The sequence below is a fragment of the Stenotrophomonas sp. Sm2128 genome (assembly GCF_030985535.1).
Classification (GTDB): Bacteria; Pseudomonadota; Gammaproteobacteria; order Xanthomonadales; family Xanthomonadaceae; genus Stenotrophomonas; species Stenotrophomonas maltophilia.
The window spans coordinates 17,046-32,075 of record NZ_JAPTFQ010000026.1 but is presented as its reverse complement, the minus strand read 5'-3'; the positions used below and the strand labels follow the sequence as shown (position 1 = coordinate 32,075).

At 66.8% G+C, this 15,030-nt stretch carries 13 protein-coding genes; 3 read left to right on the top strand and 10 right to left on the bottom strand.

Annotation, left to right across the window (positions count from 1 at the left end):
- Window positions 1-14: 14 nt before the first annotated feature.
- The gene (locus O0K41_RS09740) at window positions 15-2,741 is read right to left on the bottom strand and encodes a TonB-dependent receptor (RefSeq protein ID WP_099604771.1); all 2,727 of its coding nucleotides are present in this window, start codon (window positions 2,739-2,741) and stop codon (window positions 15-17) included.
- A gap of 217 nt (window positions 2,742-2,958) precedes the next feature.
- On the opposite strand from O0K41_RS09740, the gene O0K41_RS09735 reads away from it, so the two are divergent.
- Complete coding sequence (locus O0K41_RS09735) at window positions 2,959-3,558, top strand: GNAT family protein (RefSeq protein WP_049451835.1); 600 nt, start codon at window positions 2,959-2,961, stop codon at window positions 3,556-3,558.
- On the opposite strand, the gene O0K41_RS09730 is transcribed toward O0K41_RS09735, so the two are convergent.
- Window positions 3,555-4,331 carry a CDP-diacylglycerol diphosphatase gene (locus O0K41_RS09730; RefSeq protein ID WP_049451833.1) on the bottom strand — a complete coding sequence of 259 codons (777 nt, stop codon included), beginning with the start codon at window positions 4,329-4,331 and terminating at the stop codon, window positions 3,555-3,557. The genes O0K41_RS09735 and O0K41_RS09730 overlap by 4 nt on opposite strands.
- Before the next feature lie 68 nt (window positions 4,332-4,399).
- On the bottom strand, window positions 4,400-5,074 hold the full coding sequence (locus O0K41_RS09725; RefSeq protein ID WP_111108302.1) for a decarboxylase: 675 nt from the start codon (window positions 5,072-5,074) through the stop codon (window positions 4,400-4,402).
- Window positions 5,075-5,252: 178 nt separating this feature from the next.
- Between O0K41_RS09725 and O0K41_RS09720 the strand changes: the two genes are divergently transcribed.
- A complete protein-coding gene (locus O0K41_RS09720) occupies window positions 5,253-5,549 on the top strand; it encodes a hypothetical protein (protein ID WP_164221546.1) in 297 nt (98 codons plus the stop codon).
- A gap of 94 nt (window positions 5,550-5,643) precedes the next feature.
- Here the strand turns inward: O0K41_RS09720 and O0K41_RS09715 are convergent, their stop codons facing one another.
- The 7 genes from O0K41_RS09715 to O0K41_RS09685 all read right to left on the bottom strand — a co-directional run bounded on the left by O0K41_RS09715 (window position 5,644) and on the right by O0K41_RS09685 (window position 13,518).
- The gene (locus tag O0K41_RS09715) at window positions 5,644-6,528 is read right to left on the bottom strand and encodes a hypothetical protein (protein WP_049451829.1); all 885 of its coding nucleotides are present in this window, start codon (window positions 6,526-6,528) and stop codon (window positions 5,644-5,646) included.
- Between the two features lie 111 nt (window positions 6,529-6,639).
- Window positions 6,640-8,340: a D-lactate dehydrogenase gene (dld, locus tag O0K41_RS09710; RefSeq protein ID WP_088437074.1), complete on the bottom strand. Its 1,701-nt coding sequence runs from the start codon at window positions 8,338-8,340 to the stop codon at window positions 6,640-6,642.
- A complete protein-coding gene (gene lldD, locus O0K41_RS09705) occupies window positions 8,337-9,476 on the bottom strand; it encodes an FMN-dependent L-lactate dehydrogenase LldD (protein WP_099604930.1) in 1,140 nt (379 codons plus the stop codon). The genes dld and lldD overlap by 4 nt, the downstream gene beginning before the upstream one ends.
- 4 nt (window positions 9,477-9,480) lie before the next feature.
- Window positions 9,481-10,245, bottom strand: coding sequence for a transcriptional regulator LldR (gene lldR, locus O0K41_RS09700; protein ID WP_043035208.1), 765 nt, complete (start codon window positions 10,243-10,245; stop codon window positions 9,481-9,483).
- Between the two features lie 53 nt (window positions 10,246-10,298).
- The gene (lldP, locus tag O0K41_RS09695; protein WP_005413772.1) at window positions 10,299-11,957 is read right to left on the bottom strand and encodes an L-lactate permease; all 1,659 of its coding nucleotides are present in this window, start codon (window positions 11,955-11,957) and stop codon (window positions 10,299-10,301) included.
- A 223-nt stretch (window positions 11,958-12,180) separates the two neighbouring features.
- The gene (locus tag O0K41_RS09690; RefSeq protein ID WP_005413774.1) at window positions 12,181-12,633 is read right to left on the bottom strand and encodes an MgtC/SapB family protein; all 453 of its coding nucleotides are present in this window, start codon (window positions 12,631-12,633) and stop codon (window positions 12,181-12,183) included.
- 126 nt (window positions 12,634-12,759) lie between these two features.
- Window positions 12,760-13,518: an SDR family NAD(P)-dependent oxidoreductase gene (locus O0K41_RS09685; protein ID WP_012480580.1), complete on the bottom strand. Its 759-nt coding sequence runs from the start codon at window positions 13,516-13,518 to the stop codon at window positions 12,760-12,762.
- Between the two features lie 447 nt (window positions 13,519-13,965).
- Here O0K41_RS09685 and O0K41_RS09680 point away from each other — a divergent pair, with 447 nt between their 5' ends.
- Window positions 13,966-14,919, top strand: coding sequence for an AraC family transcriptional regulator (locus tag O0K41_RS09680; RefSeq protein ID WP_005413776.1), 954 nt, complete (start codon window positions 13,966-13,968; stop codon window positions 14,917-14,919).
- Window positions 14,920-15,030: the final 111 nt, after the last annotated feature.

Below are 15,030 nucleotides of genomic sequence, written 5' to 3'. Positions count from 1 at the left end.
GTTCGCCTGCCGGATCAGCGGAACCGGTAGTCCAGCTGCACCCAGTACTGGCGGCCATACGGGTCGTAGTTGCCGACCGGGTAGAACGGCCAGCCGCCACCGTTCTTGTCCGCCGGCGGGCGGCTGTCACGCAGGTTGTTGACGATCACGCCCACCGACAGGTTCTCGCCGAACTGGCGGAACACGCTGGCGTTGTAGGTCATGTACGGCGCGATGCGGCCACTGCCATCGGTCTTCGGCAGCGAGCCGAAGCGGTTGCCGTACAGCGTGGTGGTCCAGTCACCCTGGTTCCAGGTGATGCTGCCGTTGGCCTTGCTGCGCCACTGGTAGTCATCCAGCGAATTGCGGATGTCACGCTCCGGATCATCGGAGAACTGCCGGTATTTGTGCTCCAGCACCACGGTGTAGGCCAGGCGCGTGGTGAAGCGGCCATAGCGACCGGCATCGAAACGCCAGTTGCCCTTCAGGTCCAGGCCGCGAACCGATTCAGAGGCGGCGTTGATCGGGTTGATCAGCACACGGGTCACCTGGTCCGGCTGCACGGTTGCATTGGACGGGTTGCGGATCACACGCGACAGCGCGTCCCGGCACAGCGGTGAGCCGATGTCACGCGCTTCGCCGCCCAGCGTCTTTCCCAACCGGCAATCGGCCTCGTCGCGCAGGATGCGGCTGGTATCGAGGCTGGTCACCTCGTTGTCGATGCGGATGTCGTAGTAATCGGCACTGAAATCCAGGCCAGCCAGCGGCGACCAGACCACGCCGAAGCCATACGACTTGGCCGACTCCGGCTGCAGCTGCGGGTTGGCACGGTTGCTGTAATCGATCGACAGGCCGTTGTAGTCGCAGTTGTCATACGACTGGCCTGCGGTGCGGCAGCGCCAGTAGTCGGTCATGCCCGGGTTGTAACCACGCGTCTCGGTCGCGAACACGTAGTTCATGTCCGGCGCCCGGAAGCTGGTGGCAGCGGTACCACGGATCAGCAGGCTCTCGATCGGCCGGAACTCGACGCCGAAGCTCCAGGTCGCCTTGCCGATGTGCTCACCACCGGCACGGTACTGGTCATAGCGCCCGGCCAGGGTGGTGGTCAGCGACTGCAGCAGCGGCAGCTGCAGCTCCACGCCGGCAGCATAGCGGTCGCGCTCGCCACCGGCACCAATACCGGCGCTGGTGTTCCAGAATTCACCGGTGCCCAGTCGGGGGTCCGGTCGATTGCGATAGCCCTGGCTGCCAGCCTCGACCACCGCGGCCAGCGCAGCGTCGCCACCGGGCAGTGCGAACAGCCGGCCGTTGACGCTGGCGCTGAAGGTCTGCAGCCACGCCGCGTTGCGGCTCTCCTGGTAGCCGGACAGGCTCTGGTACTCGTTCGGGCTCAGCGGCTGGAACAGGCGCGCCGGATCCGGCGCATAGACCTCTACACCATTGCGCACGCCCAGCTTCGGGCCAAGCAGGTATTCGTTGATCCCGGCCAGCAGCACCGGGCGGCGGGTGCGGTTCTCGTAACGCGAACGGCTGTAGACCGCCTCATAGTCCCAGCCACTGTCGCCGATCTGGCCGCGCGCGCCGACGTTGAATGACCACGAATTTTCCAGGAAACGATTGGCATTGCGCGGCAGGCCACCGATTTCCTCGGGCGCAAAGCGGCGGTACCAGCTTTCCAGGTTGCCGGTGGTCTGGTTGTAGAAGTAGTTGCGGGCCGAGGTCCAGGTGGGCGCACGGGTGTTGTTGGTGATGCGTGCGCTGCCCACGGCCAGATCGGCGAACAGGTCGGTGGTCTCGTTGACGTGGAAGGTCAGCAGGCCGTAGCCGTTGAGGTTGCGCTTCTCGGTCTGCACCGTCCAGTAGCTGGCGGCGGCCTCGTTGCTGCCGCAATACCAGCCCTGGCGCGGGTTGAAGGCACGGAACACGCTGCCGCCATAGATATCCGACGCCGCGTCGCAGCCATTGGCGCCCGGATCGATGTTGCGACCGGTAGCGGCGTTGCGGCGATACGCGATCGCGGTCGCCTGCGGCGCCTTGCCGGCGGGGTCATCATCCAGCGAGTCCATGAAATCGCGCTGGCGCGCATGGATCGCCTTGCGCACATCGAACTCGAAGCCGAACAGCGCATCCCAGCGCTCGCCGGAACTGCCACCAACCACCTGCGCGCGCTGGTTGTCGCCACCGCCCTGCTGGGTGCCGCCGGCCCGCACGTTCACGTCCACACCCTCAAAGCGGTCCTTGAGGATGATGTTGACCACGCCGGCGATGGCGTCGGAGCCATACACCGCCGACGCACCGGCCGCCAAGACCTCGATGCGCTCAATCAGCGCACTGGGAATGTTGGCCAGGTTGACCACGTTCACCGAGCCCTCGTAGGCCAGCGGGTAGTCGGCCTGGCGGCGGCCGTTGACCAGCACCAGCGTGCGGTTCGGGCCCAGCCCGCGTAGGTTGATGGTGTTGGCGGCCGGGGTGAAGGTGTTGCCGAAGTCCTCCCCCTGCACGTTGCCGGTGTTTTCAGTCAGGGCGCTCAGCGCGTCGAACGCGTTGCGGTAGCCCTGCGCGTCGATCTGCTCGCGGCTGATCACGGTCACCGGCGACGGCCCTTCGACACTGGCGCGCGGAATGCGCGAGCCGGTGACCTTCACTTCCTGCAATGAGGTGGGTGCGCTTTCCTGCGCGAAGGCCGGCGACGACACCAGCATCAGGGACGACAGCGCGAGCACCAGCGGACGCGGGCGCAGCGCCTTGTGGGAGGCAGACATGGGCTTCCTGGGGGAGTTGGACGGGTGGTATGGGACCGGAGGCCTGCGCGGCGCATAACGATCCCGTAACGAAAGTGTCCTGAATGGATGGTTTCAACGGAAATGACCAGCCCTGATGGACTTATGCCTGAACCGAATCAGGCTCCGCCCGGTGATCGTCGCGTTTTTGCAATCTTTTGAATGGTCTGGCGAACCGGGCATTGCCATCGTTCCGGGGATGATGACCCCGTACCCCACATCCCTCCTCCCCCCGCTGCGCCCTGTGTCGCGCCGCCATCTGCTGCAGTTGCAGATGGCACCGGTCACCCTGCGCCCGTTCCAGCGGGCCGATCTGCCGGCCTGGCGCCTGTTCGACGACCGCCGCCGGCGCGGGCGCCGCCATCCGGCCGGTATCGACGAAGAAGCCCGCTTCCTTGCCCACATGCATCGCTCGCGGCTGGAGCAGGACAACGACCAGCTGCTGCTGGGTGTTTTCGATGACCAGCACGGCACCGTGCTGGACCAGTTGCACGTCCGCCTGCATTCGCTGCACTCGCGCTGCGCCGAGCTGCTGTCACTGCAGCACTGGCACGCGCACACCGACGCGATGCTGCAGGCACTGTGCCCGTTCCTGTTCGAGGATGTCGGCCTGCACCGCCTGTTCGTGATGCTGCCGCCGGACTGCAGTGACCCGTTCGCCACTACGCTGCACGCCTTCGGCTTCGAGCAGGAAGGCCTGCTGCGCGACCATCATCTGGATCTGGATGGCTGGCAGGATCGCCAGCTGCTGGCGCTGACCGCACCGGTCTGGCGCAGCCGCCAGCAGCCCCAGAGTTAGCGGACCCGCTCCAGGGAGTCGCCTGCGCCGGTCAGCACCGAGCAGGCGTGGTCCTGCAGTTCTTCGGCGCTGGCCTCGTTGCCGGTGCCGGCGTCCACCCGGGTCGCCAGCAGGATGAAGCCCGGGGCGCCCTGCACGGCGTCCCGGCCGGCCACGACCAGGCTCCACTGGCCCACGTCGTCCACGCCAGCGAGGTCATAGGCCAGCAGATTGAGCGGATTGGCGGTCAGTTCCGCACCCGGCAGCAGGCGTGCCTGGTACTGATGGCCGCGCAGCAGCACCGGCAACGGTGCCCAGCGGCTGCCGAGGGCGGCAGCCTGCGTGTCCAGCGCCTGCAGCACGTCGGCACGCAGGCAATCCACATGGATATGCAGCTGGTGCTGTGACCGGCCGTGCGGCGAGTTCAATGCCAGGCTCGCGACGTTGCGCGGCAGCGGTTGCCGCAAGGCCTGTTCGGTGTGGCTGCGCGCCTGCCAGGCGGCAGCGAAGTAGTTCGGTGCACCACGCTGGTACAGGCTGCGGCTCTCGATACCGCTCACCTTGTCCAGCGGCATCAGCAGGAACTGGTAGTCGCCGTGCGCATCCTTGACCAGCACATCGCGGCGGTCTGCGGCTGTCTCCACGTGCAGGCAGTCGCCGCGTGGACCTTCGGGGCCCCGGCAGTCACGTTCGATCAATCGCCACAATGCATCGGAATGGGCCGGCGGCGGCGGCGCACTGGCACAGGCGGACAACAGCAGCAGGGACGACAGCAGGAAGGGGCGCAGGGACACGGCAACGACTCACGGAGCAGGCACGGCAGACAGCGCCGCGCTGCATTCTAGCCAGTGCGAAGCTGCAATCAGTAGGTGCCGAACGGCACTTCAACCACGATCGGGGCGGCACCCTCGCCGGCCTGCAGGCTGTAGCGGTCCAGCGCCCCATCGTCATCGGCGTGCGGCTGGCGCTGGAAATGCAGCGGGTAGCGGGTGTCCCCCAGGCGCACGGCGCTGCCGTCGGCCTCCAGCGCGGCACCTTCCGGAATCAGCAGCCCGCCCAGGTCACTGTAGGCGCCAGGCACATCGGCGAAGCTGTAGTCGGCCAGCTCGTCCACCCGCTGCATCGCATAGACGTGCGGCACATAGGGACGTGCGGGGCTGCGGCCATTGCTCAGGTCGGTCACCCAGGCCTGCGGCAGGTGGTACTGCTCGCGCAGCGCGGCCACGCCCAGCGAGGGGCTGGCCACCTGCAGGCAGCACACCGTGCGCTTGCCTTCGCGGTCAAGAATGGCGAAACGGTCACCGCGGGTGGCCGCCTGCGGCAGCATGGCGAAGGCCAGGTTACGCTGGGCCGGTGCGTAGCCGGATTCGGTCTGCAGGTTGCGCCAGGCACCGAATACCGGGGTTTCGACCGGCGCGGGTTCCGGATCGGCAGCGGAGGCGGAGGCGGAGGCGGAGGCGGCAAACGCTACGCCCAGCAACGACAACACCAGCGCCGTCATCGTCTTGTCCTTGCCGCGGAAGCTGCCTGCCGTCATACCGTATCCCGTATCCAACACCTGCGCCGGAAAGGCCCGGCCTGCCCGCTGGCGTATTGCCAGCCATTGCTCCCACTATGCAATGACCACGCTGTGCCGGCAATGACCGGGGTGCTGACGCCTTTCGCACGCTCGGTGCTATCGTTCCCGCCATCTTCCCCTGCGCAGGAGCGCTCGCATGTCTGCATTCCGTCTGTCCCCGTTGCTGCCGGCCTCTGCCCTGCTGCTGTCGGCCTGCGTCAGCACCCCTGGCCCGGAAGTCAAAGGCAGCGGCCGCTGCGACGCCAGCCAGCTAGGCTGGGCGATCGGCCAGCCGGCCAACGAGCCCAACATCCGCCGCCTGTCCCGCGAGAGTGGTGCCGGCCTGGTCAACCCGATCGGCCCCAGCACCATCACCACCAAGGACATCCGCCAGGACCGCCTGCGCGTGTTCGTGGACAAGGACAACATCATCACGTCCACGCGCTGCGAGTAAGCGCCGCCACCGCTTTTGTAGGGTCGAGCCATGCTCGACTGGCTTTTCGCGCCGCCCGTCCGAAGACCCGTCGAGCATCGCTCGACGCTACATTTCAGGGTTCGGTATAGCCGGCACAGTCCGGCAGTGCCTGGTCCGGGTGGAACATCCCCGCCCCGAAGCGGAACAGCCGGGTGTAGGTACACGCCGGGTCCTGTTCGATGCGCAGATCCTGCTTCTTCAGCGGCCCCCTGGCCAGCGAATCCTCGAAGCGCGAAACACCGGCCGGGTACCGGGTCGCCACGGTCTGGTAGCGCAGCACTGGCATGCCCTCGGCAACCGTATCCAGCGCCAGCTTCGCCGAGAACCCGTATTCGTCGTGGCAGGCACCGGCGCGCTGCCTGATGTCCTGCTCGCTGAAACAGGCGCGGATCATCGCATTGCCCAGCCATGGCACGGTCAGCACGTCGTCGTCCACCTGGATGTCGTCCTGCAGGTGACGCACGCGTGCCAGCTGCAGCGTGGACGCGTCGGCACCTCCACCGGAGTACATGGTGCTGAACTTGACGATGCCACCCACCAGCACATTCTGGCGGGCGCGCTGCTGCGGGTCGGTCACCGGTTCATCGCTGCCCACGCCAGGGGCCAGCCGCACGATCCATGGCCACAGCGACAGCTCGCTTTCCTGCGGCACGTCGATGCTGACGTGGTAGGTGTGCGGCTTGCCCTGGCCCGGTGCCTTCTCAAGCACTTCCAACACGGTCGGCCGGTCACCCTCCTCGGCAACCGGCTGCACGCGTACGCACCAGTTGCCGTCCCGCGTGCAGTCATAAAGCCCCGACGGTCCAGTCTCACTCGCGATCAGTACCTGTCCCAGCGGCTCCATCACGTTGCCGGCGGCATCGCGCTGCTGCGGCAGGATCGCGCTCTGGGCCAGCGCCAGCAGCGGGGTCGCCAGCAATGCAGTGCACAGGGTGGCGCGGACGGCGGCGGTGGGCATGGATGGCTCCTGCGGATGGGCTTCCGATGGTAACCGTTGCCCGGGCGGCGTCGAGCCATGCTCGTCTGCTGTATGTCGGCAGGAGCAGCCGAGCATAGGGTCGGCTCTACATCATCCGCAATCGCAGCCACCCCAGCCCTTGGCCTTCGAGGTCTGGCCGATACCGGGATTGAACGTGTTGCTCGGGTCCAGCTGCCTGTAGAACCCGGCCAGCGCCGGCTTGGCCGGGTACAGGTGACCGACATTGTGCTCGGCCGGGTACTCGGCACCACGCTGGTCCAGCAATGCCCACATTGCGTGCTCGATCGCCATCGGGTCTTCACCCTTGCGGGCGATGTAGTCCTGGTGGAACACGTGGCACAGGAAGTGCCCGTAATACAGCTTGTGCAGCAGGCGGCCGTCGATATCGGCCGGCAACTGCTCGAACCAGTCGCCGTCATCTCGGCGCAGGGCAATGTCCAGCGCCACGATGTCCTGCACCTGCCCGCGATGCACTTCGCGGTAGCGCACCGCGGCACCGGCCACGGCGAAGCGATGCAGGAACGCCTTGCGCCCCTCCTCGGCCGTGCAGTGGAAAAAGCCGCCTTCGTGCCCGGCGAAGAAGCCGCGCAACCAGGCCTCGGTTTCCGCAGCGTCCTGGGCAGAGACCTTCAGCAACAGGTGATGCTCGTAGCGCTGGCGGAACTCGCCCATGCGCTTGGGCAGGTGCGAGGGCAGCAGGCCGGTCAGAACCTGCATCACCCGGTCAGTCACCCCACGCAGTCCCAGCCGTTCGAACCAGCCGTCGACGCGGCTCTTCAATGCGAACGCGGCAGGTACACGTGCGGTGCCGAGGCGATCGATCAGCAGGAAGCTGTCCTTGCCGTAGCGCTCGCCGATGTCATAGGCATCGCGGTGGATGTACTCACCGGCAATCGGCAGGCGCTCGAAGCCGGTCAGCAGCTGGCGCCGGATCGCCGTGAGGCTGTCGGTGCGGTTGCTGCCGATGTAGAAGACTTCGGCGGCCTCCTTTTCGAAGGTATCCAGGCGCACCGCGAACACCGCCAGCTTGCCGGCCGAACCGGCAGCCTCGTAGTGGCGGCTGGGATCAGCATTGAAGCGCGCCGGGGTATCGGCGTCGACCTTGCGCACTTCGTCGGCGTAGCGCGGATCGGAGGCTGCGCGGCCGTCCCCGTCCCCCACATCCGACGCACTGTAGTCGCCCGCCTGCAGGCGCTGCAGGATCTGCTCGGGCGTATCGCCCAGCGCGATGCCGAGATGGTTGACCAGCTGTAGTTGGCCCTGCGCATCGACCCGCGCGTACAGCGCCAGCTCGGTGTAGGCCGGGCCACGGCGCACCAGCGCGCCGCCGGAGTTGTTGCAGATGCCGCCCAGCACCGAGGCGCCGATGCAGGACGAGCCGATCACCGAATGCGGTTCACGGCCCAGCGGTGCCAGCGTCTGCTCCAGGCGGTCGAGCGTGGCACCGGGCAGGCACAGCACCTGGCGGCCTTCGTTCAACAGCTGGATGCCGGTCAGGCGCAGCGTACTGACCAGCACGATCGGCCGGCCGTAGTCATCGCCGTCCGGGGTCGAGCCACCGGTCAGCCCGGTATTGGCCGCCTGCAGGATGATCGCCGCCCCACCCTGCACCGCTGCCTGCAGCACGCGCCACAGTTCCAGCAAGGTACCCGGGCGCACCACCGCCAGTACCGGGCCATCGCCGAAGCGGTAGCCGCGACGGAAGCGGCGCGTGCCCTTGTCGCCGGTCAGCACATGGCGGCTGCCGACCGCGTCGCGCAACTGTGCCAGCACGGCATCGTGGCCACTCATGGCAGGCTGACCAGCGAATCGCGGCCGATGTCGGCGATGCGGCGCGCACCGGTCAGTGTCATCGCCACGCGCATCTCCTTGGCGATCAGGTCCAGCAGGTTGGCCACGCCGGCCTCGCCCTGCGCGGCCAGCGCATAGACGAAGGCACGCCCCAGCAGCACGGTATCGGCACCGAGCGCCAGCATCCGCACCACGTCCAGGCCGGTACGGACGCCCGAATCGGCGAGAATCTTCAAATCACCCTGTACCGCGTCGGCAATCGCCGGCAGTGCGCGTGCGGTGGACAGCACGCCGTCCAGCTGGCGGCCACCGTGGTTGGAGACCACGATGCCATCGGCACCGAACCTGACCGCATCACGCGCGTCATCCGGGTCGAGGATGCCCTTGATCACCATCGGGCCCTTCCAGAACTCGCGGATCCACTCCAGGTCCTTCCACGAAATGGAGGGATCGAAGTTGCTGCCCAGCCAGCCGATGTAATCCTCCAGCCCGGTCGGGTTGCCACGGTAGGTGGAGATGTTGCCCAGGTCATGCGGGCGGCCGAACAGGCCGACATCCCACGCCCAGTGCGGATGGGTGATGGCCTGGCCGATACGGCGCAGCGAGGCGTTCGGGCCGCTCATGCCCGAGTGGGCATCGCGGTAGCGCGCACCCGGCACCGGCATGTCCACGGTGAACACCAGCGTGGTCACGCCCGCGGCCTGTGCCCGCTCCAGCGCATTGCGCATGAAGCCACGGTCGCGCAGCACGTACAGCTGGAACCACATCGGCCGTTGGATCGCCGGTGCCACTTCCTCGATCGGGCACACCGATACGGTCGACAGCGTGAACGGGATGCCGCGGCTGTCGGCCGCGCGCGCCGCCTGCACTTCACCGCGCCGGGCATACATGCCGGTCAGGCCGACCGGCGCCAGCGCCACCGGCATTGCCAGCGTTTCGCCGAACAGCTCGGTTTCCAGGCTCAGGTCGGACATGTTGCGCAGGATGCGCTGGCGCAGCGCGATGTCGGACAGGTCGGAAACGTTGCGCTTCAGCGTGTGCTCGGCATACGCGCCGCCATCGATGTAGTGGAACAGGAACGGCGGCAGCCGGCGTTGCGCTGCAGCACGGTAATCGGTGGAGGCGGAGATGATCATGGGGTCAACCGTGTGGGGAAGGCAGACGCGAGGCCCGCGCACGCCGGGCTTCGTTGTCATCGAGCGTGCGCAGCGTGGTGTGCACGAACTCGAGGTGGGCATGCGCGGCGGCGCGCGCGCGTTCGGGGTCGCCGGCCAGCACCGCGTCCATCATCTCGCGGTGCTGGTCGGACAGCGGCGAGAAGGTCCTCGCCGAGGTGTAGAGCTTTTCGCGGCTCTGCGAGATGTTGGTCTGCAGCAGTTCGAACAGGCCGCGCATCACCTGCAGCAGCACCAGGTTGTGCGAGGCCTCGGCGATGGACAGGTGGAAGGCCGCGTCAGCCTCCGCTTCACCGGTGGGGTCGTCCTTGCCGTGCGCGTCCATCATGGTCTGGAAGGCCTGCGCGATGCGCGTGCGGTCCTCGTCGGTGGCACGCAGGGCCGCATGCCAGGCGGTGGCGCCTTCCAGCGCATGGCGGATCTCCAGTACGTCGAAGCGGTATTCCGGGTCGCCCTGGAACAGCGGCAGATACGGCGCCAGCGGTTCATCCAGCGCCTGCCGCGCGCGCGCCGCCGGTTCGGCCACGTAGGTGCCGCCACCGACCCGTGCGGTCAGCAGGCCTTGGCTGGCCAGCTGCGCGATGGCCTCGCGCAACGCCGTTCGCGAGACCCCCAGCTGCACCGCCAGGGTGCGTTCGGCCGGCAGCCGGTCGCCCGGCTGCAGCCGCTGGTCCTGCACCAGGCCGCGCAGCTGCGCGGCCACCTTGTCCGAGATACGTTGCGTGCTCATGGCGCCATTGTGGCCCGAAGCGCGTAACAGGGGGTCAGGCCGCGCGGCATGGCTCAGGGAATCATCCAGGTCAGCCAGTAGGCCTGGGCCAGGGTGATCAGGCCGACCATGGTGGTGAAGACCAGGCTGTGCTTGACCGTGAAACGGAACAGGTCCGATTCCTTGCCGGCCAGGCCAACCGCCGCGCAGGCAATGGCGATCGACTGCGGCGAGATCATCTTGCCGGTGACGCCGCCGGTGGTGTTGGCCGCCACCAGCAGCACGTCGGACACGCCGATCTGCTGTGCGGTGGTCGCCTGCAGCGCCGAGAACAGCGCATTGGACGAGGTGTCCGAGCCGGTCAGGAACACGCCCAGCCAGCCCAAGAACGGCGAGAAGAACGGGAACGCGTCTCCGGTGTGCGCCAATGCCAGCGCCAGCGTTGCCGACAGGCCCGAATAGTTGGCGATGAACGCGAAGGCCAGCACCATGCCGATCGAATAGATCGGCATGCGCAGCTCACGCACGGTTTCGCCGAAGGTCTGCAGCGCCGACCGGGCCGGCATGCGCAGTGCGATGATCGCGATCACCGCCGCGAGGATGATCGAGGTGCCGGTGGCCGAGAACCAGTCGAATTTGTAGACCGCCTCATAGCTGAGCGGCGCGTCCACGATCGGTGGCATCTTCTGCACCCTCTGGTCGAGGCCCGGCACCGGGAGCTTCAGCACCCAGCCTTCCAGCGGGCCGCCTGCCGCGAACAGCGACTTGAACGGCTTGATGCTCCACAGCGTGACCATCGCGGTGAGGATCAGGAACGGCGACCACGCCTTGGCGATCTGGCCGACGCTGTAGCGCGGCGCCTCCAGTGCCTGTGCGGTCGCCTCGGCGCTGGTTTCGGTATCGAAGCGGAAGATCCGTACCGGCTTCCAGCGGCGCAGGAACAGGGTCAGGCAGACCAGCGACGCCAGCGAGGCGGTGATGTCCGGCAGTTCCGGACCGATGAAGTTGGAGGTTAGGTACTGCGCGATGGCGAAGGAGCCACCGGCCACCAGCACCGCCGGCCAGGTTTCCTTGATGCCACGCCAGCCATCCATGATCGCCATGATCCAGAACAGCACGATGACGGTCAGGAACGGCAGCTGGCGGCCGGCCATCTGGCCGATCTCGAAGGCATCCAGGCCGGTGACCTGCCCGGCCACGATGATCGGAATGCCCATTGCACCGAACGCCACCGGCGCGGTGTTGACGATCAGGCACAGGCCGGCGGCATACAGCGGCTTGAAGCCCAACCCGACCAGCAATGCCGCGGTGATCGCCACTGGCGCACCGAAACCGGCCGCGCCTTCCAGGAAGGCACCGAAGGCGAAGCCGACCATCAGCATCTGCAGGCGCTGGTCTTCGGTCACCGACAGGATCGAAGCGCGGATGATGTCGAACTGACCGGTCTTGACCGAGACCTTGTAGAGGAACACCGCGCCGATGATGATCCAGGCAATAGGCCAAAGGCCGTAGACGAAGCCGAAGCCGGCCGCACCCAGCGCCTGGCTCAGCGGCATGCGGTAGAACAGCAGGGCCACGCCAAGCGCGATGGCCACGGTGATCGTGCCGGCCAGCCAGCCCTTCATGCGCAGCACGGCCAGGGCAACGAAGAAGAACGCGATCGGCAGCAGCGCGATCAGGCTCGACAACCACAGGTTGCCGGCGGGGTCGTACAGGTGTTGCCAGGGCTGCATGAAGACTCTCGACTGGATGCGGAAGGTGCCCCACCGCAGGCGGTGGATCGCCGTGGCTGTCGATTATTGGTCGTACCAATAATGATTTCGATCAGACCACTTGCAGCGGATTTAACCGCCACTCCGGCGAGGAACCTATTAGACCATAGGGCTAGATGCCATATTGGTCCGACCATTTAGTCCGCAAGGTAGTGCCGGCCGCTGGCCGGCAATTCGAGATTCCCTACGAGATCCGTTTCTCCAGCCGCCGCATCACTGCCAGCACCAGCACGCACAGCACGCTCACGCCGATGGCAATCACGTACTTGCTGATCCCCACCGCAATCCCGATGGCCGCCGCCATGATCAACGAGCTGGCCGTGGTCAGGCCGCTGACCTGGTCCTCGCGTGACCCACGCAGGATGGTGCCAGCGGCAACGAAGCCGACACAGGCCACCACCGCTTCGATCAGGCGTACCGGATCAACCTGCAGCAGGTCGCGGTAGCGCTCCTGCTGGAAATGCTCGGCCACCGAGTCGCCAAGGCCGACGATCAACGCGGCGGCCCCTGCGATCAGCATGTGCGTACGCAGGCCAGCGGCGTGCTTGCCCATCTCGCGCTCGACGCCGAGCACGCCGCCGAACAGCATCGCTGCGGCAACGCGCAGCAGGATCGAGACATCCTGGGTAAGTTCCATGGGAAAGCTCCGGAATTTTCCCGGAGCGTCGCGCGGCGATCGTGGGACGGCGGTGAAGGCGATGGCACGCCTTCTTCACCGCACGCATTCCTCCACGCATGGCGTGGATCTACTGACCGCATTCGCTCACTGCGCCAGGTAGCCACCATCGATGGCGTAGTACGCGCCGGTCGCGAACGAGGCATCGTCGCTGGCCAGCCAGGCCACCAGCGCCGCCACTTCCTCGGCCGTACCCAGCCGCTTCAAGGCGTGACGGCCTTCCAGCGTGGCGCGCACCTTCGGGTCCATCTTCTCCAGCAGCGGTGTGCTGATGAAGCCCGGGCCGACCGCGTTGACACGAATGCCGTCGGCGGCATGTTCCCACGCGGCGGTCTGGGTCAGCCCGACCACGCCGTGCTTGGCCGCCGCATAAGCGGTGGAACCGGCATACCCCACCTGGCCCAGGATCGAGGCCATGTTGATGATGCTGCCGCCGCTTCCAGCGGCTCGCATTGCCCGGATCTGCGCACGCTGGCACAGGAACACGCTGGTCAGGTTGACGTCGATGACCCGCTGCCAGCCATCGATCGGATAGTCACCGCTGCTGGCGGCCGGCCCGCCGATACCGGCGTTGTTGACCGCCACATGCAGGCCGTCGAGTTCCTTGATCGTGCGCTGCACCGCCGCCTCCACCGCTGCGTCGTCGGTGACGTCCAGCGCGATGCCAATCGCCTGTGCTCCGGCATTGCGCAACTGCGCCACGGTGGCATCCACCGCATCCTGCTTCAGGTCCCAGACCGAGATCCGCGCGCCGGACGCCGCCAGGGTCTGCGCCACGGCCAGACCAATGCCGGACACGCCGCCGGTCACGATCGCGGTCTTGCCGGTGAGTTGGTAATCAATCATCTGCGTTCTCCATCAGTGGGGGTATCGAAGTGGCCTGCAGCAGCCAACCACCCCACCCTACGCGCATTCCTGTGATGGCCTGGCTGACACCGCGTCTACGGGCGATCGTTCCAGCCATGAAACCTCAACTCAAGTTGATGTATGGAATTACTTACGGATATGCATGCAAAACGCCGGCGTATGCTCGGCGGCATTTTCACTTTGGCCGTAATCGTCAATCGTTTTGACCCTATTGGAATCAAAAGCGCGCGAATCGAGGCGACAATGGGAAACGTTTCCAGTTTCTTCGACACACTCCATTCAACCTGGCGTTTCCCCAGCCATCCAGAGTGCCCACGCCACTGCTTCCCAGCATGCCTGCGCGGGTAACGACCGGATCTGCATCTGCGTTGCAGAGCGCGTGGGCGAGGTCATGCCAGCGTCCACCTCCAAAGTACGTGCCGAGCGATGTCCCGATACTTCACTTTTGCCGATTACCGCCGCTTCGGCCACCGTCATGGCTTTGATTACCGCGCTGACCCGGAACACCTGCGCGACGACCAGTGGGCCGGCCATGGCGAGGTCAACGAGCAGTTCCTGCGCGGCGGCATGAGCCTGATCGCCTCCGACGTCCATAATCGCTTTCCTTATGTAGCGACCGCCCAGCAGAGTCCCGGCCTGGCCATCCGCGTGATGCTGCAGGGCCAGGTCGATGTGCGCATTCCGCGACGCGGTGGTTTCACCCTGCGCGCCGGCACGGCGATGACCGCGCACCACCGCGAGCAGGTCGAGATGACCGGTGCGCACCCCGGCGAAACGCGCATGCGCGGCGTCAGCGTCATGGTGCCCGGCCAGATCGATCCGGATCTGTTCCATCTGCCGCAGCTGGAGACCGCGCTCAACAGCCACCTGGAATGCCGCCACTGGGCCATTCCGCATACCCTGCTGCCGGTACTCGGCCAGTTGTTCGACAGCCCATGGGAAGATGGCATCGACGCCTTGTGGCGCGAGGGCGTTGCTCTGCAGCTGCTGGCCGTTGGCCTGAAGGCCGAGGATCTGCAGACCGACCCTGTACGAACGCTGCGGGCCGGCCAGCGCGAGCGCCTGGAGCGCGTGCGTGCCTACCTGCATGACGACCCCAGCCACGCCCACAGCCTGGTCGAGCTGGCCCAGCTGGCCTGCATGAGCCCCAGCTCGCTGCGCCGTCATTTCGCCCAGCAGTACGGCTGCTCGGTGTTCGACTACCTGCACGAGCAGCGCATGCGCCACGCCGAACAGGGCCTGCGCGAGGACGGCTGGACGGTCGAGCAGGCCGCCGCCGCCAGCGGCTACCGTCATCCCAGCAACTTCGCCGCGGCATTCCGCAAGCGTTTCGGCCTGGTCCCCAGCCGCTGGCGCACGGGCCCCTCGAAGGTGGGGTGAGGTGCCTTGGTAGGTGCCGACCTTGGTCGACACGCTCCCGCGCCATCGCGGATGCCGGCCAGCGGCCGGCACTACCACACCCGCCTGAATCGACCTGCGATGGCTCCGCTC